Raw genomic sequence first — 19,904 nt, forward strand, 5'->3', positions numbered from 1 at the left:
ACGGGCGGCCCGATCAACGTCGGCGAGTTTGTACTCTTTGCGACGCGAGGGCTGGATCATAGCACCGGGCCCGGCGCATAACCACGCAACAAAGATAGGGAATAGAGGTTCCAGAGCGGTTGGCCGGTGCCGACCAGTGGTGTTCGTCGCGGTGTTTGTATCGCCTGGAAGATCGAGCGCCGCCCGCGCGGCGGATCGCGAGCAACGCTCGCTCCTACGTTTGTTTCGGGCCAGTCACGCCTGTGCCAGTGGGCGCGACCGCCTTGTTTGTTCGACGCGATATCGAGACATGCGCCAAGGCGGTCGCGCGCGTTTGCCCCAGGAATAATTGGCCCGAAACTAACGTAGGAGCGAGCGTTGCTCGCGATGCGCCGCGCGGGCGGCGCTCGATCTCCCAGGCGCTGAACCTGCCGTGCCAAGCACTTGCGCATTCAGCTAAAAATCAGCTGCGCCGCCACCGCGAACATCATCACCGCCACCATCAGGTCGAGCATCCGCCAGGTCGCTGGCCGCGCCAGCCACGGTGCCAGCCAGGCCGCACCGATCGCCAAGGTCGAGAACCACAGCAGCGAAGCACTGGCCGCCCCCGCCACATAGGCCCCGGGCACTGTCTGCTGGGCACCGAGCGAGCCGATCAGCAGCACGGTGTCGAGGTACACATGGGGGTTGAGCAGGGTCACCGCCAGTGCACTGAGCAATACCGCCCGGCGCGAGCGCATGCCCTGGCCTTGCTGGTGCTGCAGGCTCTGCTTGGAGCAGGCGCTGCGCAGCGCCTTGGCGCCGTACCAGAGCAGGAACACCGCGCCGCCCCAACGGGCGATGGCCAGCAGGGTCGGGTTGTGCGCCAGTACCGTGGCCAGGCCGAACACCCCGGCAGCGACCAGCAGGGCGTCGCAGACGATGCACAGGGCCGCCACCGGCAGGTGGTGCTCGCGGCGCAGGCTTTGCGCGAGGACGAAGGCGTTCTGTGCGCCGATGGCCATGATCAGGCCGAAGGCCACCAGCATGCCGTTCAGATAGCTTTGCCACATGGCGGTGTACTCCAGAAAATGAGCCATAAACGATGCTGGCTATTGTGGTGATTGGCGCTGTATAAGAAAAACAAATAAAGCTGATCAGGCATTAGGAATATCGATGTTCGACTACAAGCTGCTGGCCGCCCTTGCGGCGGTGATCGAGCAAGGCGGCTTCGAGCGTGCAGCGCAGGTACTGGGGCTGTCGCAATCGGCCATTTCCCAGCGCATCAAGCTGCTCGAAGCACGGGTTGGCCAGCCGGTGCTGGTGCGGGCCACGCCACCGAGCCCGACCGAGGTCGGGCGCCAGTTGCTCAACCATGTGCAGCAGGTGCGTCTGCTAGAGCGCGACCTGCAACGCCAGGTGCCTGCGCTGGACGAGGAGGGCATGCCGGAGCGTTTGCGGATTGCCCTTAACGCCGACAGCCTGGCCACCTGGTGGGCGGGCGCGGTCGGCCGGTTCTGTGCCGAACAGAACGTGCTCACCGACCTGGTGGTGGAGGACCAGGAAGTTGGCCTTAAACGCATGCGTGCCGGTGAAGTGGCGGCCTGCCTGTGTGGCAGCGAACGGCCAGTGGCTGGCGCGCGCAGCCTGCCGCTGGGCGCGATGCGCTACCGTGCACTGGCCAGCCCGGTGTTCATGGCGCGGCATTTCCCCCGTGGGTTCGAGGTCAAGCGCTTGGCACGCACGCCCGCGATCGTGTACGGCCCGGACGACTTCCTGCAACACCGCTACCTGGCATCGCTGGGCATCGAGGACGGCTTCCTGCACCACTTGTGCCCCTCGTCCGAAGGGTTCCTGCGCATGACCGAGGCGGGGTTGGGCTGGGGGCTGGTGCCTGAATTGCAGGCGCGCGAGCAACTGTCCAGCGGGCAATTGGTGGAAATATGCGCCGATACTCCCATCGATGTGCCGCTGTACTGGCATCATTGGCGCAATGGCGGGCAACTGCTCGCGCAACTGACCGATCACCTGCGGCACACGGCACGGCAATGGTTGGTGCCCTTGTAGCCACGGCCGGCGTCAGTTGCATCTGAAATCTGGCAAGGCGGAGTCTTACATGCGAATTCTGGTCACCGGCGCGAGCGGCTTCATCGGCGGGCGCTTTGCGCGCGTTGCCCTGGAGCAGGGCCTGGACGTGCGGGTCAGCGGCCGACGTGCCGAAGGTGTCGAGCACCTGGTCAAGCGCGGCGCGCAGTTCATCCCCGGCGACCTGGGCGATGCCGAGCTGGCCCGGCGCCTGTGCCAGGGCGTCGAAGCGGTGGTGCACTGCGCAGGCGCGGTGGGCAACTGGGGGCGCTACCAGGATTTTCACCAGGGCAACGTGGTGGTCACCGAAAACGTGGTCGAGGGTTGCCTGAAGGAGCATGTGCGGCGCCTGGTGCATTTGTCGTCGCCGTCGATCTACTTCAATGGCCGTTCGCGCCTGGACATCCGTGAGGACCAGGTGCCGCGCCGTTTTCACGATCACTATGCGCTGACCAAGCACCTGGCCGAGCAGAAGGTGTTCGGTGCTCAGGAGTTCGGCCTGGAAGTGCTGGCGCTGCGCCCGCGCTTCGTCACTGGGGCTGGGGATGCCAGTATTTTCCCGCGGCTGATGCAGATGCAACGCAAGGGCCGCGTGGCGATCATCGGCAACGGCCTGAACAAGGTCGACTTCACCAGCGTGCACAACCTCAACGAGGCGTTGCTCAGTGCCCTGTTCGCCGACGACCGCGCCCTGGGCCAAGCCTACAACATCAGCAATGGCCACCCGTTGCCACTGTGGGATGTGGTCAACTACGTGATGCGCCAGATGCACTTGCCGCAAGTGACCCGGTACCGCTCCTACGGCCTGGCCTACAGCCTGGCGGCGCTCAACGAAGCGGCGTGCATGCTCTGGCCGGGGCGGCCGCAGCCCACCTTGTCGCGCATGGGCATGCAGGTGATGAGCCGCGATTTCACCCTGGACATCAGCCGCGCACGGCAGTACTTGGACTATCAGCCCAAGGTCAGCCTGTGGACGGCCCTGGATGAATTCTGCGGTTGGTGGAAGCACCAGCCCGAAGGCCTGAAAATCGGCTGATGCAACGATGGTCATCAACACGCCGCGCGAGCGGTTTATACTCGTGCCTCTTTGCGACTACCGCGGTTGAATGTACTCATGCGTAAGCCTGCTCACGACGATTACGATGATGTGCCTACCCTGAGGGCCGGCACGCCCGACGATGATGAACTGATACCCGCGCACGTGATGCGCAGCCGGCAGAAAGCCGAGCGGGGGGCCAGTACGGCACCTTTGTGGGCGCTGTTGGTGGCGTCACTGATTGCCTTGGCGGGGTTGGGCTGGTGGAGCTTCCAGCAGATCTCGCTGATGGAGCAGCAACTGGTCGCGACCCAAGAAAGCTTCGCCCGTATCAGTGAAGAGGCGGCCGGGCGACTGCAGGCGATCAGCGGCAAGGTGGAGGCCAGTGAGTCTTCGGTCAATACCGGCAGCGAGGCCTTGAAGTTGCAAATTCGTCAGTTGCAGCAAGGCGTGGCCGGGCAGACCGGCGACCTGGGCAAGCGCCTGGAGCAGGTGCTGGCCGATACCCGTGAACAACAGAAGGCTGTGACCGAGCTGCAAACCCAGTTGCAGGCACAGTTGAAGCTGGTGAATGGCGAGCTGACGGCGTTGAAGTCGGGCCAGGTCGATGGCGGCAAGCTGGATGCCCAGTTCAAGGCGTTGAGCAATGACGTGGCAGCGTTGAAGGCCGCGCAGGCGGACGGTGGCAAGCTGGATGACCAGCTCAAGAGCCTGAGCAACGAAGTGGCAGCGCTGAAAAAGCAGGGTAACCCGAGTGCGGCGATCCAGAGCCTGGAGCAGGACATGCTGGTGTTGAAGAGCCAGGTCGACAATCGCCCGGCGGCGTCGTCGGGCGGTGCCTCGGTGCAGGAGTTCGATGCCTTCCGCGGGCAGACCACCCGCAGCATCAACACGCTGCAGAGCCAGATCCAGAACCTGCAGCAGCAGATCAAAGCGCGCCCCTGAAGACCCCGCGTGCCCTGTGGGCAGCCTTGTGCTGCGAAGAGGCCAGTGCAGGCATAACCGTTACGTGCAAGCCTGCGCCGGCCTCTTCGCAGCACAAGGCTGCGCCTACCCGATCACATCCGTGGGTAGTCGATATACCCCACCGGCCCCTTGCTATAGAAGGTTTCCGGGTGTGCCTGGTTCAAGGGCGCATCCGCCGCCAGGCGCGCTGGCAGGTCCGGGTTGGCAATGAACGGCACACCGAACGCCACGGCATCCGCCTTGCCAGTGGCCAGCGCGGCATTGGCAGTGGCCTTGGTGAAGCGCTCGTTGACGATGTACGGGCCACCAAAGGCCTCTTTGATCAGCGTGCCGATGCTGTCGTCGGCTTCCTTCTCCCGTGAGCAGATGAAGGCGATGCCGCGCTTGCCCAGTTCGCGTGCCACGTAGGTGAAGGTTTCGGCACGGTCAGCGTCGCCCATGTCGTGTGAATCGGCACGCGGCGCCAGATGCACGCCTACGCGGTTGGCCCCCCACACTTCAATGGCGGCGTCAGTGACTTCCAGCAGCAAGCGTGCGCGGTTTTCCAGCGAGCCACCGTAACGGTCGGTGCGCTGGTTGGTGCTGCTTTGCAGGAACTGGTCGAGCAGGTAGCCATTGGCACCGTGGATCTCCACACCATCGAAACCTGCGGCCTTGGCGTTTTCAGCGCCGCTGCGGTAGGCCTCGACGATGTCGACGATCTCTTCGGTTTCCAGCGCCCGCGGGGTCGGGTAGTCGCTGAGCGGGCGCACCAGGCTGACGTGGCCCTTGGGCTGGATCGCGCTGGGGGCCACCGGCAGTTCGCCGTTCAGGTAGCTGGGGTGGGAAATGCGGCCCACATGCCACAGTTGCAGGAAGATGCGCCCGCCAGCGCCATGCACGGCCTTGGTGACATTGTTCCAGCCACGCACCTGTTCGTCGTTCCAGATGCCTGGGGTGTCTGGGTAGCCGACCCCCATCGCCGTGACCGACGTCGCCTCGCTGAGGATCAGCCCGGCGCTGGCGCGTTGCACGTAGTACTCGGCCATCAGTGCGTTGGGCACCCGGCCTTCATCGGCGCGGCAGCGGGTCAGCGGGGCCATGATGATGCGGTTGGGCAGTTGCAGGTCGCCCAGCGTGATAGGGTCGAAGAGCGTAGTCATGCGGTTTCCTTTTCAGAGCGCTTGGCTCAACTGTTCGAGGAAGGCCTGAATGGTCTCCTCATTGCGTTTGAAGAAGTGCCATTGGCCGATCTTCTGGCTGCTGATCAGGCCGGCGCGCTGCAAGATGGCCAGGTGAGCAGAAACGGTCGACTGCGACAGGCCGCAGCGTTGGTCGATCTGCCCGGCACAGACACCGTGTTCGGTGCTGTGGTGCTGGTCAGGAAACTGCGTTGCCGGGTCCTTCAGCCAGTCGAGGATTTCTCGCCGGACCGGGTGGGCCAGGGCTTTTATTATGTCGTCTAGATCGAGGGGCATTGGGGTGTGGCTCATGGTGAAGCGTTCGATTGCGATAGGGGGAATGTAAATCGGTATTTCGCGATATACAAATATGAAGAGGTTCTGAGCTGAGCACCAATCGCTATATCGCGTTATAACGATATAGGCGTTGGCGGTGCTAGACTGACGCCATGAACTACCTCGCACACTTGCACCTCGGCGGCCCCGCGCCGCAGCAATTGCTCGGCAGCCTGTATGGCGATTTCGTCAAGGGCTCGCTGGAAGGGCGCTTTCCTCCGGCGCTGGAAGCCGCTATCCGCCTGCATCGGCATATCGACAGCTACACCGACCGTCACCCGCTGGTGCTGGCCGCGCTGGCACGGTTCCCTGTGCAGCGGCGGCGGTTTGCCGGCATTGTCCTGGATGTGTTTTTCGATCATTGCCTGGCGCGGCATTGGGCCGACTATGCCCAGCAGCCGTTGGCGCAGTTCACCGGTGATTTCTATCGGGTGCTGCTGGCGGAGCCTGAGTTGCCCGGGCGCCTGGCGCGCATTGCACCGTTCATGGCGGCCGATGACTGGCTGGGGGCGTATGGCGATTTTGCGACCCTGGAGCAGGTGTTCAACGGCATTGCGCGGCGGTTGTCGCGGCCGGAGGGGATGGCTGGCGTGATGCCTGAGTTGGAGCGGTTGTATGAGCCGTTGATGGCGGACTTTCGCGAGTTTTATCCGCAGTTGCAGGCGTTTGCGGCGGCGGGGCGGGTGTCTGGTTAATCTTCTGCTGCCTGCTCTGGCCTCTTCGCGGGCAAGTCGGACCGCCGCACCGCCGCTCCCACAGGTACCGCACAGATTTTGAGCACTGTGCAGTACCTGTGGGAGCGGCGGTGCGGCGGTCCGACTTGCCCGCGAAGAGGCCAGAGCAGGCAGAACCAAAGCTCAGGCAGCGCGAGCCTGCCGCCGTGGCACCACTGTTGCCTCTTCAACCCCAAACAGCGCCCCATGAATGGCCTGTTGCGCCTGCAATGCCAGCACCGCACGCTCCTTGCCAACACTGGCAATCGGCTGCAGCAGATGAATGCACACCTCGCCACGCGGCTGGGCAAACAGCCGCATCAGGTGCGACAGCAAATCATCATCGCCAATGAACGGCGCAATCGGGTCAGCCTCGCCATTGCGCAAATACTGGATGGCCACCGGCTGCACCGGCACCGCCTGGTCGATGGCACCTGCCAGCAAACGACCGTGGAACGTGCGCACGTGGCGCCCATCGGTGGTGGTGCCTTCGGGGAAGATCAACAGCGGCCGGGCGTCGCTCAGTTGCGCACTGATTTGCTCCCGCAGCCGTTGGCTGTCGCCACCGCCGCGGCGGATGAACAGCGTGCCGGCCTTCTCTGCCAGCCACCCGGCCACAGGCCAGTGGCGCACCTCGGCTTTGGACAGGAACGACAGCGGAAGCAGCATGCCGAGCAGCGGGATGTCGGCCCAGGAGACGTGGTTGCTGACCCACAGCATCGGCTGTTTGGGCAGTTCGCCTAACACCCTGACCTCGAAGGGCAAGGCTGCGACCAGGCGTTTCATGAACCAGCAGCTCCAGCGTTGCCGGCGCTCGATCGAAGCCGTCAAGCCTACGCGTTCGCCAAGGGCGATCACGCTGGCCATCAGCAGGCCGAGCAGCAGCACCAGCATAAGCCGTGAGAGGCGGGCGAGTACCCGCAGCTTCGGCATCAGACCGCCGCCTTGAAGTGGCGGGCGTAACGTGGGCAGAGGTCGTCGCGCTTGAGCAGGATGAACACGTCGGCGACCTGGAAGTCCTCATCCCAGCAGGGTTCGCCGCAAATCTTCGCACCCAGGCGCATGTAGGCCTTGAGCAGCGGTGGCATTTCGGCGATGACATTGTTTGGCAGGGCCAGCTTCGGCAGCGGGTTTTTAGGCTCGGCGCGCAGGTGCTCGTTGCACAGGTAGCGTTCGCGCAGGCGCTGCATGACCGCATGGGCCTGCACGCCACCGTCCTGCATGGGGATGCTGGCGCACCCCATCAGGTAGCTGTAGCGCCCTTCGTTGAGCACTTCGGCCAACTCGCCCCAGAGCACGGCGATGGTGCCGCCGTTGCGGTATTCGGCGGCCACGCAGGTGCGGCCCAGTTCAAGAATCGGCCCTTGCAACTGCAACAGGCCGTGCAGGCTGAACTCTTCTTCGCTGTAGAAACGGCCAAGGCTGCTGGCAGCCTGGTGGTCGAGCAGCCGGGTGGTGGCGACCAGTTCGCCGGTGCTCAGGTCGCGCACGCCGATGTGGCGGCAGTGCGGGTCATAGTCATCCATGTCCAGACCGTGTTCGGCACCCTTGAGCTTGGCCTTGAATTCTGCGCTGAACACTTTGTAGCGCAAGGCCTGGGCTTCCTGCAGGGCCGTGGCGCCGACCAGGCGTTCGGCTTGCAGACGGCGTTCAGTGCTGTTGTCGCCGGTGTGAGCGATCCGAGTCATTACGAGTCTCCATAAGCCAGCCATGAAGGGTTGCGGCCGGTCGGCTTTGTTGTGCAAAGTCAGCCTAGGTAGATGGGGTGTCACCCCTGTGAATCTTTGGTGATGCTTGCGTGACACCCACCCTCAACCCCCGCAAGGAGCTGCGTCCGATGGCCTGGCTACAACGACTCAACGACCCGCTGCGCCAACCTGTGGCCGGCACCCTGGGCGAAACCTACGCCGCGCTGCTTGAGCGCCTTGGCCAGGTCGCCCCGTTCGAACTGGCGGTGCTCGGCGGGCGCGCGATGGCCACGCCGGGCCTGGCCTTTCTCGTCGGTTACCAGGCCGCCTTGCGCGTGCTCTGGCCCAGCGCGCCGGCCAGCCTCGGCGCCCTGTGCGCCACCGAGCGGCGCAGCGTGCGGCCGGCGGACATGCGCATGCGTATCGACGGGTTGCGCCTGACCGGCAGCAAGGATTTCGTCACCGCCGGGCTTGAGGCGGAATGGTTGCTGGTGGCGGCGCGCAGTGAAGCGGCAGGCGAGGCACCACGCTTGAACCTGGCGGTGGTGTACCCGGGCGAACCGGGGGTGACGTTGGAGGCGTTGCCGACCTTGCCGCTGATGCCCGAAGTCGGCCATGGCCGGTTGCACCTGGAGCAGGCGGCGTGCGAATTGCTGGCCGGAGATGGTTGGGATGCCTACGTCAAACCGTTTCGTTCGCTCGAAGACCTGTACGTCCTTGCCGGTATGACGGCCTGGCTGTATGGCGTCGGCCAGGAGTGTGCGTGGCCGCAGGCGTTGCGCTTGCGCCTGCTGAGCGTGTTGGCCGGGTGTGCAGAAGGCAGCCGTCAGTGTGCGGACAGTGTGGGTTGCCATTTGTTGCTGGCGGGGTTGTTTGCGCAGTTTCAGGCGCTGCGCGCTGATATTGATGAGGCGTTGCTGGCTGGGCCCAAGCAGTGGGCGCAATTGTGGCAGCGTGATCAAGGGGTGATGGCGCTGGCTGCGGCCGCGCGGGAGAAGCGCCTGGCCAAGGCCTGGGCGGCTGCAGGATTGTCATGAAACGCCGGCAGACTCGGGTGAACATTTGAATGTTGGGGTTGCAACGCAGCCCCCTACTGTGTGAGCTCAAGATGGAAAAGGTCCTGCTGGCCCTGCTGTGGCTTGTCATGTCCCCGGCCCGCGCCGAACACTGGCCAGCCCCCGACTGGCAAACCGACCCTGCCCCCCTCGACTGGCAAGCCGTCGACGCCTACGCCTTCCCCGCTGACCGCAGCATCCACACCAATGCCCTGCTGATCATCCGCGACGGCCGCATTCTCTATGAACGCTACACCCACCCCACAAACGCCCATACCGCGCACCTCACTTGGTCCGTGAGCAAGAGCGTGCTGGCCACGGTGTTGGGTGTTGCCCAAGGCGAAGGCCGCTTCCAACTGCAGGACCCGGTCGCCCGCTTCTATCCACCCATGCAAGCCCACCCGGACGTGCGCCTGGCCGACCTGCTGCACTGGGCCAGCGGCCTGGACTGGCAGGAAGACTACGAGTACGCCCCGTTAAACTCCTCCGTGGTGGCCATGCTCTACACCCGCGGCCGTGGGGACATGGCGGCCTACACAGCGGCGCGGCCAGCGGCCCGCACACCAGGGCAGCATTTTTTGTATTCCAGCGGTGACAGCAACCTGCTGGCTGCAGCATTACGCGGCATGCTCGATGCCGGGCAGTACCCCGACTACCCCTGGCAGGCGCTGTTCACGCCGCTGGGCATCCACAGCGCGGTGTGGGAGCGCGATGCTGCCGATACCTATGTCGGCTCTTCGTACCTGTACCTCACTGCCCGCGACCTGGCGCGCATTGGCCTGCTGATGCAGCGCGAGGGGCGCTGGGGTGATCGGCAGCTGCTGCCTGAAACCTGGGTGGCCTTCAATCGCACACCCTTTGCACAGGCCGAGCCAGTGCCGGGTGAAGCCAACCCGGGTGGCCACTGGTGGCTCAACGATGCGCAGGCCTGGCCGGATGCCCCCGCGGACACCTACGCCGCGCTGGGCCATTGGGGCCAGGCGCTGTACGTGTTGCCTGGGCAAAAACTGGTGATTGTCCGCTATGCCGATGACCGCGACGGCACCTACCAGCATGACCAACTGCTCAAGCGTGTGTTGGCGGCGCTGGCCGGGGAGGGCGCATGAGGCGTGCACTGCGGGTGCTTGTGGCGCTGCTTGCCGTGTCGCTGGGCTGGAGTGCGTGGCAGGCGCGCCAGGCGCTGGCGGATTTCCCGGGCATTCTTTCGGCCTATTCGGCCAAGGAGTATTGCTCGTGCCGCTTCGTCATGGGGTTCGACCCGGCCTACTGCCGCGCCTACGTGAAACAGTGGCTGCCGCTGAGCCTGCTTGAAGAAAGCAGCGAGCAACGGCGCGTTACCGCTGAAGGCCTGGGCCGGCGTAACCAGGCTGCATGGCAGGGCGTGCGCGAGGGCTGCCGCTTGCTGCCATGATGGCGGGCGGGTAAGGTTGCGGTCTTGTTTCACGAGATCTGTCATGTTCAAGTTGCCCCGTCTCCTGCCCGCATTATTGCTGGCCCTATGCCTTCCCGCCCATGCCAACTGGCACCTCGATGGCGAGTCATCACGCCTGTCGTTCATTACCGGCAAAAACGGTGATACGGCGGAAGTTCATCGCTTTCTGGTGCTGCATGGCACGGTGGACCGCAAGGGTGCGGCTGGCCTGCGTATCGAAATGGATTCGGTCAGCAGTGGCATCCCGCTGCGCGACGAGCGCATGCGCGACGGCCTGTTCGAGGTCGAGCGGTTCGCCGAGGCCACGGTGAAGGCACAGCTGGACCTGCGGCCGATCAACGACCTGGCCAACGGTGCGCAGATCGAACTGCGCCTACCACTGACAGTGACGCTGCATGGCCAGTCCCACAGCTACAACGCCTTGCTGCTGGCCACACGCCTGGACGAGCGGCGCTTCCAGGTGGTGACCCTGGAGCCCTTGGTACTGCGCGCCGAGGATTTTGGCCTGGTGACGGGGCTGGAGAGCTTGCGCAAGTTCGCTGGGCTCAAGTCCATCAACCCATCGGTACCGGTTAATGCGGTGCTGATCTTTACCGCCCGCTGACATGCCGGGGCCGGTCTTCCCCTGGCGGGATGGCAACCAGTTCGAACTGCTGATCGACGGCCCCGAGTTCTTTCCACGCATGCTCCAGGCGATCACGCGTGCCGAGTTCCAGGTCGACCTCGAACTGTATCTGGTCGAAGCGGGCGCGTGCGCCGATGCGGTGGTCGACGCGCTGGCACACGCTGCCCGGCGCGGTGTGCGGGTGCGCTGCCTGTTCGATGACTATGGTTCGCTGGCCTTCAACAGCGCCTTGCGCCAACGGCTGCTTGAGGCCGGCGTGTACCTGCGCTGGTACAACCGCCTGCGCTGGAAGCGTGGCCTGCGTAACCTCTACCGCGATCACCGCAAGCTGCTGCTGGTGGACGAGCGCTGGGCGGCGGTGGGCGGCACGGGTGTCACCGATGAATTCTGGACGCCGGGCACCGCTACCAGCGAATGGCATGAGGTGATGGTGCAAATAGAAGGCCCTGTGGTCACCGACTGGCAACTGCTGTTCGACCGCCAATGGCACGCCAACAACCGCCGCACCGCCTGGCGGCCGGCTGAAGGCTTTGGCCTGCCACGCCTGCCCAAGGTGCCGGCACAAGGGCAGGGCATGGGCCGGGTAGCCTATGCCGACGCCCGTCAGCATCAGGACATCCTGCATGCGTTGGTGCGTGCGCTGAACAGCGGCAAGCAGCGGGTATGGCTGGCCACGCCGTATTTTCTGCCGACCTGGAGCGTGCGCCGCTCGTTGCGCCGCGCAGCCAGCAAGGGCCTGGACGTGCGCTTGTTGCTGACCGGGCCGCGTACCGACCACCCGTCGGTGCGCTATGCGGGGCATCGCTATTACCCACGTCTGTTGCGCGCCGGGGTGAAGATATTCGAGTACCAGCCGTGTTTCCTGCACCTGAAAATGGCCGTGGTGGATGACTGGGTCAGCGTCGGCTCGTGCAACTTTGACCACTGGAACCTGCGCTTCAACCTCGAGGCCAACATCGAGGCCCTCGACCCGCCGCTGACCGCTGCCGTGGTGGCCAGTTTCGAGCGTGATTTCGCCTTGAGCGAAGAAGTCGACCTCGCTCACTGGCATGCCCGGCCACTGTGGCGGCGGGTGAAACAGCGGGTGTGGGGGTGGCTGGACCGGCTGGTGGTCAACGTACTCGACCGCCGTGACTAAGAGCGACTATCGTGCAGTGACTGTTCACAGGCAATGGAAGGAGTGGATGTGATGACGGCGAAGAAGATTCTCATGCTGGTGGGCGATTACGTCGAAGATTACGAGGCGATGGTGCCGTTCCAGGCCCTGTGCATGGTGGGCCATACGGTGCACGCCGTGTGCCCCGAGAAGCTCGCGGGCCAGACCGTGCGCACTGCCATCCATGACTTTGAGGGTGAGCAGACTTACAGCGAAAAGCCGGGGCATAACTTTGCCCTGAACTACGACTTTGTGCGCGTGCGTGCCGAAAGCTATGACGCCCTGCTGATCCCCGGCGGCCGTGCCCCTGAATACCTGCGCTTGGATGACAAAGTGCTGGACTTGGTCAGGGCGTTCAACGAGGCGGGCAAGCCGATTGCCGCAGTGTGCCATGGGGCTCAGTTGCTGGCAGCGGCTGGCGTGTTGGAAGGGCGCGAGTGCAGTGCCTACCCGGCGTGTGCACCGGAGGTGCGCTTGGCGGGCGGCACGTTCATCGATATCGCGGTGGACCAGGCGCACGTGGATGGCAACCTGGTTACTGCGCCGGCGTGGCCTGCGCACCCGGCCTGGCTGGCGGCATTTTTGAAGGTGTTGGGGACGCGTATTCTCTGAGCCGGCCCATTCGCGGGCAAGCCCGCCCCCACAGGGTAGCTGCTGTTCTTCAGTTCAGTGGAGCACCTGTGGGAGCGGGCTTGCCCGCGAAAGGGCCAGTACAGGGAGCACAGTGCGAACAGCCTTAACCGACCTGCTCAACCCAGTCATTGAGGTTGTAGTAGTTGGTCACCCGGGCAATCTTGCCGCAGTGAATATAGAAGAACGCCCCCGCTGACAGCACATACGTCTGCCCATTGGCCGCAGGTAGCCCTTCATCATCGGCGAGGTATTCGCCATGCACTGTGAACTCCGCCGCCGCCCGGCTGCCGTCGGCATTCTGCATCACCACGATATCGGCCAGGCGCTCGCGGTAGCAGCGGTTCATCTTGTCCATGAACGCGGCAAACCTGGCCTTGCCCATCTGCCGCTCGCCCTGGTTGATGTCGTGGATCACGTCCTCGCTGAGCAGGGCGAGAAAGCCTGGCATGTCACCGGCATTGAAGGCTGCGTAGTATGCATTTACCAGTTCGGTAGCGGTCATGGAACAATACCTGTCGTGTAGGGAAAAGGCGGAGCGTGGGTTCGGATGATAGGGTTTCCCCTCAAGCCCGGCTTAGCCGAGCGCGTCATCCACATCGACAAAACGACCGCCAAGCATGGAAATACGCCTGTTGCACGGCGCCGCTATCGCGCCTTACATCGATGACCTCGCTCGCCTGCGCCTGACCGTGTTCCGCGAGTTCCCTTACCTTTACGACGGCACGCCGGAGTATGAGGCCGACTACCTCTCTACCTACGCCCGCTCTGGGCGCAGCCTGGTGGTGCTGGCGCTGGACGCCGGCAGGGTGGTGGGTGCCGCCACCGGCCTGCCCCTGGTGGACGTTGCCGCCGAGTTCCAGCAACCGTTCCTGGCCCAAGGGCGTGACCCTGCCAGCGTGTACTACTTCGGTGAATCGGTCGTGTTGCCGGAGTACCGGGGCCAAGGCCTGGGCGTGCGCTTCTTTATCGAACGCGAGTCCTATGCCCACAAGCTCGCCGAGTTCGACTATTGCGCCTTCTGTGCTGTCGAGCGCCCAGGCGTGCACCCCCGGCGGCCGGCCGATTACAAACCCTTGCAAGGGTTTTGGCGCAATCGAGGCTTTTTGCACGACCCCTCTTTGCGCACCACCTATGGCTGGCGCGACCTGGATGAGCAGGAAACATCTGAAAAGATCATGTCGTTCTGGCTCAAGGAACTGCCGATATGATCCGTCTGGCGGCCTGCCAGTACGCCATCGAACTGCACAAGACCTGGGATGCTTACGTCGACCACCTGCAGCGCTTGTGCGCCGAAGCTGTGCAAGATGGCGCCCAGTTGCTGCTGTTGCCGGAGTACGCGGGCCTGGTGCTCAGCGGGCTGCTACGCGAGGAGCAGCGGGGTGACCTGAAGGGTTCCATCGCCGGTATCCAGCCGTTGATCGAACCCTGGAAGGCCTTGTGCGAGCGCATTGCCCGGCGCTGGGGTATCTATCTGCAACCCGGCAGCCTGCCAGTGCAGGACAGCGATGGCCGCTATCGCAACCGCGCCTGGCTGTTTGGCCCCGACGGTGTGCTGGGTTATCAGGACAAACTGATCATGACCCGCTTCGAGCGCGAGCAATGGGACATCGCGCCGGGCGAGGGGCTGAAGGTATTCGAGACCAAGTTTGGCAAGCTGGGCATTCTGATCTGCTACGACAACGAGTTTCCGATGCTGGCCCGGCACTTGGCCGAAGCGGGTGCCGACCTGATTCTGGCCCCCAGTTGCACCGACACCGAAGCCGGTTACAACCGGGTGCGTATCGGCGCCCAGGCAAGGGCGCTGGAAAACCAGATTGCCGTGCTGCAGAGCCCGACGGTAGGGCTGGCGCCGTGGTCACCAGCGCTGGATGAGAACATTGGGCGTGCGGGGTTGTTCGTACCGCCGGACCATGGGATGCCCGCGGATGGCGTGGTGGCGCTGAGTGATCAGCTCCACCCGGTCGGCAGCCAGTGGCTGATGTGTGAGGTAGACCTTGAGGCCGTACGGCGGGTGAGGCAGGAGGGGCAGGTGTTTACCCGGCGCGACTGGCCAGAGCAGTTCGGGCGGATGCTGTAAATGAAAATGCCCGGCGGATGCCGGGCGTTTTCGATCAGGCCAGAGGTGAATTACTTCACTTCAACAGCCAGGCTTTCGGCAATCTTGCTCTGCCACAGCGCAGGGCCGGTGATGTGCACCGATTCACCGTTGCTGTCCACCGCGACGGTGACTGGCATGTCTTTCACGTCGAACTCGTAGATCGCTTCCATGCCCAGCTCGGCGAAGGCCAGGACCTTCGACTTGCGGATCGCCTGGGCTACCAGGTAAGCGGCGCCGCCGACGGCCATCAGGTACACGGCCTTGTTGTCCTTGATCGCTTCGATGGCAGTCGGGCCACGCTCGGACTTGCCGATCATGCCCAGCAGGCCAGTTTGCTCGAGGATCTGGCGGGTGAACTTGTCCATGCGGGTAGCGGTGGTCGGGCCGGCTGGGCCAACCACTTCGTCACCGACCGGGTCGACTGGGCCGACGTAGTAGATGAAGCGGCCTTTGAGGTCCACTGGCAGTTCTTCGCCACGGTTGAGCATCTCGACCATGCGCTTGTGCGCAGCGTCGCGGCCGGTGAGCATCTTGCCGTTGAGCAGGATGGTCTCGCCTGGCTTCCAGCTGGCGACTTCTTCCGGGGTGATGTCGTCGAGGTTGACGCGGCGGGCGCTTGGGCCGGCTTCCCAGACGATTTCTGGGTAGGCGTCCAGCGACGGCGCTTCCAGCTCGGCTGGGCCGGAGCCATCGAGCACGAAGTGCGCGTGACGGGTGGCGGCGCAGTTCGGGATCATGCACACCGGCAGCGAGGCCGCGTGGGTCGGGTAGTCCATGATCTTGACGTCGAGCACAGTGGTCAGGCCGCCCAGGCCCTGGGCACCGATGCCCAGCTGGTTGACCTTCTCGAACAGCTCCAGGCGGATCTCTTCGATGCGGTTTTGCGGGCCACGGGCTTTCAGCTCATGGATGTCGATGGACTCCATCAACACTTCCTTGGCCATGACCGCGGCTTTTTCGGCGGTACCGCCGATGCCGATGCCGAGCATGCCAGGTGGGCACCAGCCAGCGCCCATGGTCGGAACGGTCTTCAGCACCCAGTCGACGATCGAGTCGGACGGGTTGAGCATGGCCATCTTCGACTTGTTTTCCGAGCCGCCGCCTTTGGCTGCGACATCGACTTCGACCTTGTCGCCAGGGACGATCGAGTAGTGGATGACAGCCGGGGTGTTGTCCTTGGTGTTCTTGCGGGCACCGGCCGGGTCGGCCAGGATCGAGGCGCGCAGGACGTTCTCAGGCAGGTTGTAGGCGCGACGCACACCTTCGTTGATCATGTCGTCGACGCTCAGGGTGGCGCCGTCCCAGCGCACGTCCATACCGACGCGCACGAACACGGTGACGATACCGGTGTCCTGGCAGATCGGGCGGTGGCCGGTGGCGCACATGCGCGAGTTGATCAGGATCTGGGCGATGGAGTCGCGCGCGGCAGGCGACTCTTCACGCAGGTAGGCCTCGTGCATCGCCTGGATGAAATCGACGGGGTGGTAGTACGAGATGAATTGCAGGGCGTCGGCGACGCTCTGAATCAGGTCGTCTTGCTTGATCACGGTCATGCAGCGCGCTCCTCTTAAAGACGGGAACATTCGTAAAGGCCCTTCGACACTGCACACCTGTGTGTCGAAACGCCTGGCAAGGCGTCGGCAGGTCAGGCCGACGTAAAAAGGCGCGGCAGTATAGCGCGCCTCACCGTGCGAAACACCTGCGTGTGGTCTGGACCATGGTCGGCAGGGTGGCGGGCATCCTTTTTGCTGCCAATAGCGGCTTGCCTTAGAGTGACGATGTGTACCCGGAGAATGATGACCATGCCTGAACTCTGTGTGGGCGAGCGCCGCTGGACGGTGCCCACCGGCAGCAACCTGCTCGATGCCTTGAACGCGGCGGGCTTGAATGTGCCCTACAGCTGCCGCGCAGGCAGTTGCCACGCCTGCCTGGTGCATTGCCTGGACGGGCAACCGGCGGATGCCTTGCCCGAGGCCTTGGCGCTGGACAAGCACGCACAGGGCTGGCGCCTGGCGTGCCAGTGCCGGGTGGTGGATGACCTGCGCGTAGCGGTGTTCGACCCGCTGCTCGAAGGCATGCCCGCGACGGTGTGTGCACTGGACTGGTTTGGCGATGTGTTGCGCTTGCGCCTGCGGCCCGAGCGCGCACTGCGCTACCAGGCCGGCCAGCATCTGGTGCTGTGGAACGGTGCGGTCGCGCGGCCCTATTCCCTGGCAAGCCTGCCGGGTGAAGACGAGTTTCTTGAATTTCATATCGATTGCCAGCGCTCAGGCGACTTCTGCGACAAGGCCCGGGGGCTACAGGTTGGCGACAGCTTGCGCCTCGGTGAACTGAGGGGCGGGGCGTTGCATTACGACCCGGACTGGCAGGGGCGACCGCTCTGGTTGCTGGCGGCGGGCACCGGGCTGGCGCCTTTGTGGGGCATCTTGCGCGAGGCGTTACGGCACGGGCATCGGGGTGAGATCAGGGTGATGCACGTGGCGCGTGACCACGCCGGGCATTACCTGGCTGAGGCGTTGCAGAATATTGAAGGGGGGAGTGTCGAGCTGGTGCTGGCGGATCAGCTGGATGAAGCGTTGGCGGGGTTGCGGCCGTCATCGCGGCAGACAGTCGCGCTGCTGTGTGGCTCGACGGGGAGTGTGGAGCGGTTTGCGCGGCGGCTGTTTATTGCCGGGGTGCCGAGGAATCAGGTGTTTGCCGATGTGTTTGTCGAGCATGCCTGAATTTCTGAGGTGTTCATGCTGGCCTCTTCGCGGGGCAAGCCCGCTCCCACAGAGCCCCTGCTGCCCTTGAGTACAGTGGGGTAGCTGTGGGAGCGGGCTTGTCCCGCGAAAGGGCCGCAGAGCGGCCCCCCTTGAAGGCTATCAGCCGACCAGCGGATCACCGACATGCAGGATCTTCATGCCGTTGGTGCCACCGATGGTGTGGTAGCTGTCGCCCTTGGTCAGGATCACCCAGTCACCTTGTTGCACCAAACCACGCTTGAGCAGTTCGTCGACCGCCGCCTGGCTCACCTTGTCGGCCGGCAGCGAAGCCGGGTCGAAGGCAATCGGGTAGACACCGCGGAACATCGAGACGCGAGCCTGGGTAGCGCGGTGCGGCGACAGGGCGAAGATCGGCACGTGCGAACGCAGGCGCGACATGATCAGTGGGGTGTAGCCACTCTCGGTGAGGGCGATGATCGCCTTGACGCCCGGGAAGTGGTTGGCGGTGTACATGGCCGCCAGGGCGATGCTTTCGTCGCAACGCTCGAAGGTAGTGTGCAGGCGGTGGCTGGACTTCTGGTTGGTCGGGTGCTTCTCGGCACCCTGGCAGATGCGCGCCATGGCCTGGACGGCTTCGATCGGGTAAGCGCCGGCGGCACTTTCGGCCGACAGCATCACCGCATCGGTGTTGTCCAGCACGGCGTTGGCCACGTCGGACACTTCGGCGCGGGTCGGCATCGGGTTCTGGATCATCGACTCCATCATCTGGGTCGCTACGATCACCGCTTTGTTGTTGCGGCGGGCGTGCTGGATGATCTTCTTCTGGATGCCGATCAGCTCGGCGTCGCCAATTTCCACACCCAGGTCGCCACGGGCAACCATGACGGCGTCGGAGGCGGCGATCAGCTTGTCGAGGGTTTCGTCGTCGGCAACGGCTTCGGCACGCTCGATCTTGGCCACCAGCCAGGCGCTGCCGCCGGCCTCGTCACGCAGCTTGCGGGCATATTCCATGTCGCTGGCGTCACGCGGGAACGATACGGCCAGGTAGTCCAGGTCCATTTCCGCGGCCAGCTTGATGTCGGCCTTGTCTTTTTCGGTCAGGGCCGGTGCGGTCAGGCCGCCACCTTTGCGGTTGATGCCTTTGTGGTCCGACAGCGGGCCACCGATGATCACTACGCAGTGCAGTGCATCAGCAGTGGCGGTCTCGACGCGCATGACCACACGGCCGTCGTCGAGCAGCAGTTCGTCACCGACGCCGCAGTCCTTGACCAGGTCGGGATAGTCGATACCGACGATGTCCTGGTTGCCTTCGGTCAGCGGGTGGGCGGTGGAGAAGGTGAACTTGTCACCGATCTTCAGTTCGATGCGCTTGTTGCTGAACTTGGCGATGCGGATCTTCGGACCTTGCAGGTCGCCCAGCAATGCGACGTGGCGGCCGTTCTTGGCCGCGATTTCACGGATCAGGCGAGCGCGCGCCTTGTGCTCGTCCGGCGTGCCGTGGGAGAAGTTCAGACGTGCCACGTCCAGGCCGGCAAGGATCAGTTGTTCGATCACTTCCGGCGAGTTGCTGGCGGGGCCAAGGGTGGCGACGATTTTGGTACGGCGGATGGTCATGCACAGACTCCTATAGTGAAGCGCAGCGAAAGGCTACTCCTGAATCTCGCTGTAGTCATTGTTCCGTTGCACTACCTGCGACCAAGGCAGGGTAGCGTTTGAACGGTCAGGCCATCCTCGCAAAAGGGTGTGAAGATTTATGGGCAAAGGCCGATACACTGGCATCAAAGGAGACCCCTCATGCGAGCCCTGATCGTTTTAGCCTTGGCGGCCAGCGCCGTCGGCTGCACCCGCTGGTCGATGGACCACCACTTGAACAATGCATACCGTGCCTACGACCGCGGTGATTGCCAGCGGGTGATGCTGGAGCTTTCGCAGGTCGACCGCACCAGCCGCGCGCGACCGTTCGTCCACCCCGAGGTGTCGCTGCTGCGTGGCCAGTGCCTGGAACGCCAGAAGCTGTTCGTGGACGCTGCGCAGACCTACGAGTACATGATCCGGGCCTACCCGGGCAACGAATACGCCTACCGCGCCCAGGCCCGGCTGCAGACCCTCGAGAAGCTTGGCCATTACCGTGGCGCCGAGGCTGCCGTGGCCAACCCGGTGCAGACCCCCCCTTGGCGTTAACACCAAGGTGTGATTTATTTCACGGGATTAACCGCGCGCGCTGCGCTAATCTGTAACTCAGTTGTTACAACAACCGC

22 protein-coding genes are annotated in these 19,904 nt (G+C 64.1%); 14 read left to right on the forward strand and 8 right to left on the reverse strand.

Translation table 11 applies throughout. The features are described from left to right. Positions 1-431 precede the first annotated feature (431 nt). Complete coding sequence (locus ACMCNM_RS04545; RefSeq protein ID WP_027594052.1) at positions 432-1,031, reverse strand: LysE/ArgO family amino acid transporter; 600 nt, start codon at positions 1,029-1,031, stop codon at positions 432-434. Positions 1,032-1,128: 97 nt separating this feature from the next. On the opposite strand from ACMCNM_RS04545, the gene ACMCNM_RS04550 reads away from it, so the two are divergent. From ACMCNM_RS04550 to ACMCNM_RS04560, 3 genes are all read left to right on the forward strand, one after another. Continuing rightward, positions 1,129-2,025, forward strand: a complete 897-nt coding sequence (locus ACMCNM_RS04550) for a LysR family transcriptional regulator ArgP (protein ID WP_172960427.1) — start codon at positions 1,129-1,131, stop codon at positions 2,023-2,025. Between the two features lie 49 nt (positions 2,026-2,074). Then, positions 2,075-3,079, forward strand: a complete 1,005-nt coding sequence (locus ACMCNM_RS04555) for an NAD-dependent epimerase/dehydratase family protein (RefSeq protein ID WP_186677680.1) — start codon at positions 2,075-2,077, stop codon at positions 3,077-3,079. A gap of 78 nt (positions 3,080-3,157) precedes the next feature. Next, entirely contained in the window at positions 3,158-4,024 is an 867-nt protein-coding gene (locus ACMCNM_RS04560; protein WP_099455217.1) for an ATPase, read from the forward strand. A gap of 113 nt (positions 4,025-4,137) precedes the next feature. Here ACMCNM_RS04560 and ACMCNM_RS04565 read toward each other — a convergent pair whose 3' ends face one another. Together ACMCNM_RS04565 and ACMCNM_RS04570 are read right to left on the reverse strand one after the other, a co-directional pair. Beyond that, positions 4,138-5,187, reverse strand: coding sequence for an alkene reductase (locus tag ACMCNM_RS04565; RefSeq protein WP_099430349.1), 1,050 nt, complete (start codon positions 5,185-5,187; stop codon positions 4,138-4,140). A 12-nt stretch (positions 5,188-5,199) separates the two neighbouring features. Further along, complete coding sequence (locus ACMCNM_RS04570; protein WP_099430348.1) at positions 5,200-5,502, reverse strand: ArsR/SmtB family transcription factor; 303 nt, start codon at positions 5,500-5,502, stop codon at positions 5,200-5,202. Positions 5,503-5,654: 152 nt separating this feature from the next. On the opposite strand from ACMCNM_RS04570, the gene ACMCNM_RS04575 reads away from it, so the two are divergent. After that, entirely contained in the window at positions 5,655-6,236 is a 582-nt protein-coding gene (locus tag ACMCNM_RS04575; RefSeq protein WP_186677676.1) for an ACP phosphodiesterase, read from the forward strand. Positions 6,237-6,398: 162 nt separating this feature from the next. On the opposite strand, the gene ACMCNM_RS04580 is transcribed toward ACMCNM_RS04575, so the two are convergent. Together ACMCNM_RS04580 and olsB are read right to left on the reverse strand one after the other, a co-directional pair. After that, positions 6,399-7,187 (reverse strand): lysophospholipid acyltransferase family protein, encoded by a 789-nt coding sequence (locus ACMCNM_RS04580; RefSeq protein ID WP_412764005.1) that lies wholly within the window; start codon positions 7,185-7,187, stop codon positions 6,399-6,401. Further along, a complete protein-coding gene (gene olsB, locus ACMCNM_RS04585) occupies positions 7,187-7,942 on the reverse strand; it encodes an L-ornithine N(alpha)-acyltransferase (RefSeq protein ID WP_027594060.1) in 756 nt (251 codons plus the stop codon). Before olsB ends, ACMCNM_RS04580 begins: the two co-directional genes overlap by 1 nt. 149 nt (positions 7,943-8,091) lie before the next feature. On the opposite strand from olsB, the gene ACMCNM_RS04590 reads away from it, so the two are divergent. The 6 genes from ACMCNM_RS04590 to ACMCNM_RS04615 all read left to right on the forward strand — a co-directional run bounded on the left by ACMCNM_RS04590 (position 8,092) and on the right by ACMCNM_RS04615 (position 12,822). Continuing rightward, positions 8,092-8,979: an acyl-CoA dehydrogenase gene (locus ACMCNM_RS04590; RefSeq protein ID WP_412764006.1), complete on the forward strand. Its 888-nt coding sequence runs from the start codon at positions 8,092-8,094 to the stop codon at positions 8,977-8,979. A 71-nt stretch (positions 8,980-9,050) separates the two neighbouring features. Further along, positions 9,051-10,103 (forward strand): serine hydrolase domain-containing protein, encoded by a 1,053-nt coding sequence (locus ACMCNM_RS04595; protein WP_412764007.1) that lies wholly within the window; start codon positions 9,051-9,053, stop codon positions 10,101-10,103. Next, positions 10,100-10,408 carry a hypothetical protein gene (locus tag ACMCNM_RS04600; protein ID WP_027594063.1) on the forward strand — a complete coding sequence of 103 codons (309 nt, stop codon included), beginning with the start codon at positions 10,100-10,102 and terminating at the stop codon, positions 10,406-10,408. Before ACMCNM_RS04595 ends, ACMCNM_RS04600 begins: the two co-directional genes overlap by 4 nt. 43 nt (positions 10,409-10,451) lie before the next feature. Further along, positions 10,452-11,033 carry a YceI family protein gene (locus tag ACMCNM_RS04605; protein WP_412764008.1) on the forward strand — a complete coding sequence of 194 codons (582 nt, stop codon included), beginning with the start codon at positions 10,452-10,454 and terminating at the stop codon, positions 11,031-11,033. 1 nt (position 11,034) lies between these two features. Continuing rightward, complete coding sequence (locus ACMCNM_RS04610) at positions 11,035-12,192, forward strand: phospholipase D-like domain-containing protein (protein WP_027594065.1); 1,158 nt, start codon at positions 11,035-11,037, stop codon at positions 12,190-12,192. 48 nt (positions 12,193-12,240) lie between these two features. Then, on the forward strand, positions 12,241-12,822 hold the full coding sequence (locus ACMCNM_RS04615; protein ID WP_412764009.1) for a DJ-1/PfpI family protein: 582 nt from the start codon (positions 12,241-12,243) through the stop codon (positions 12,820-12,822). 124 nt (positions 12,823-12,946) lie between these two features. On the opposite strand, the gene ACMCNM_RS04620 is transcribed toward ACMCNM_RS04615, so the two are convergent. Beyond that, the gene (locus ACMCNM_RS04620; protein WP_027594067.1) at positions 12,947-13,345 is read right to left on the reverse strand and encodes a nuclear transport factor 2 family protein; all 399 of its coding nucleotides are present in this window, start codon (positions 13,343-13,345) and stop codon (positions 12,947-12,949) included. Positions 13,346-13,460: 115 nt separating this feature from the next. Here ACMCNM_RS04620 and ACMCNM_RS04625 point away from each other — a divergent pair, with 115 nt between their 5' ends. Beyond that, the gene (locus ACMCNM_RS04625) at positions 13,461-14,051 is read left to right on the forward strand and encodes a GNAT family N-acetyltransferase (protein WP_027594068.1); all 591 of its coding nucleotides are present in this window, start codon (positions 13,461-13,463) and stop codon (positions 14,049-14,051) included. Further along, positions 14,048-14,920: a carbon-nitrogen hydrolase family protein gene (locus tag ACMCNM_RS04630; RefSeq protein WP_412764010.1), complete on the forward strand. Its 873-nt coding sequence runs from the start codon at positions 14,048-14,050 to the stop codon at positions 14,918-14,920. The genes ACMCNM_RS04625 and ACMCNM_RS04630 overlap by 4 nt, the downstream gene beginning before the upstream one ends. A gap of 50 nt (positions 14,921-14,970) precedes the next feature. Here the strand turns inward: ACMCNM_RS04630 and ACMCNM_RS04635 are convergent, their stop codons facing one another. After that, a complete protein-coding gene (locus tag ACMCNM_RS04635) occupies positions 14,971-16,494 on the reverse strand; it encodes a fumarate hydratase (RefSeq protein ID WP_027594070.1) in 1,524 nt (507 codons plus the stop codon). Between the two features lie 249 nt (positions 16,495-16,743). Here ACMCNM_RS04635 and ACMCNM_RS04640 point away from each other — a divergent pair, with 249 nt between their 5' ends. Next, on the forward strand, positions 16,744-17,664 hold the full coding sequence (locus ACMCNM_RS04640; protein WP_412764011.1) for an iron-sulfur-binding ferredoxin reductase: 921 nt from the start codon (positions 16,744-16,746) through the stop codon (positions 17,662-17,664). Between the two features lie 141 nt (positions 17,665-17,805). On the opposite strand, the gene pyk is transcribed toward ACMCNM_RS04640, so the two are convergent. Continuing rightward, positions 17,806-19,260: a pyruvate kinase gene (gene pyk / locus ACMCNM_RS04645; protein ID WP_412764012.1), complete on the reverse strand. Its 1,455-nt coding sequence runs from the start codon at positions 19,258-19,260 to the stop codon at positions 17,806-17,808. A 180-nt stretch (positions 19,261-19,440) separates the two neighbouring features. Here pyk and ACMCNM_RS04650 point away from each other — a divergent pair, with 180 nt between their 5' ends. Further along, the gene (locus tag ACMCNM_RS04650; RefSeq protein ID WP_027594074.1) at positions 19,441-19,827 is read left to right on the forward strand and encodes a tetratricopeptide repeat protein; all 387 of its coding nucleotides are present in this window, start codon (positions 19,441-19,443) and stop codon (positions 19,825-19,827) included. Positions 19,828-19,904: the final 77 nt, after the last annotated feature.

The sequence above is a fragment of the Pseudomonas sp. NGC7 genome (genome assembly GCF_047159675.1).
Taxonomy (GTDB): domain Bacteria; phylum Pseudomonadota; class Gammaproteobacteria; order Pseudomonadales; family Pseudomonadaceae; genus Aquipseudomonas; species Aquipseudomonas kermanshahensis.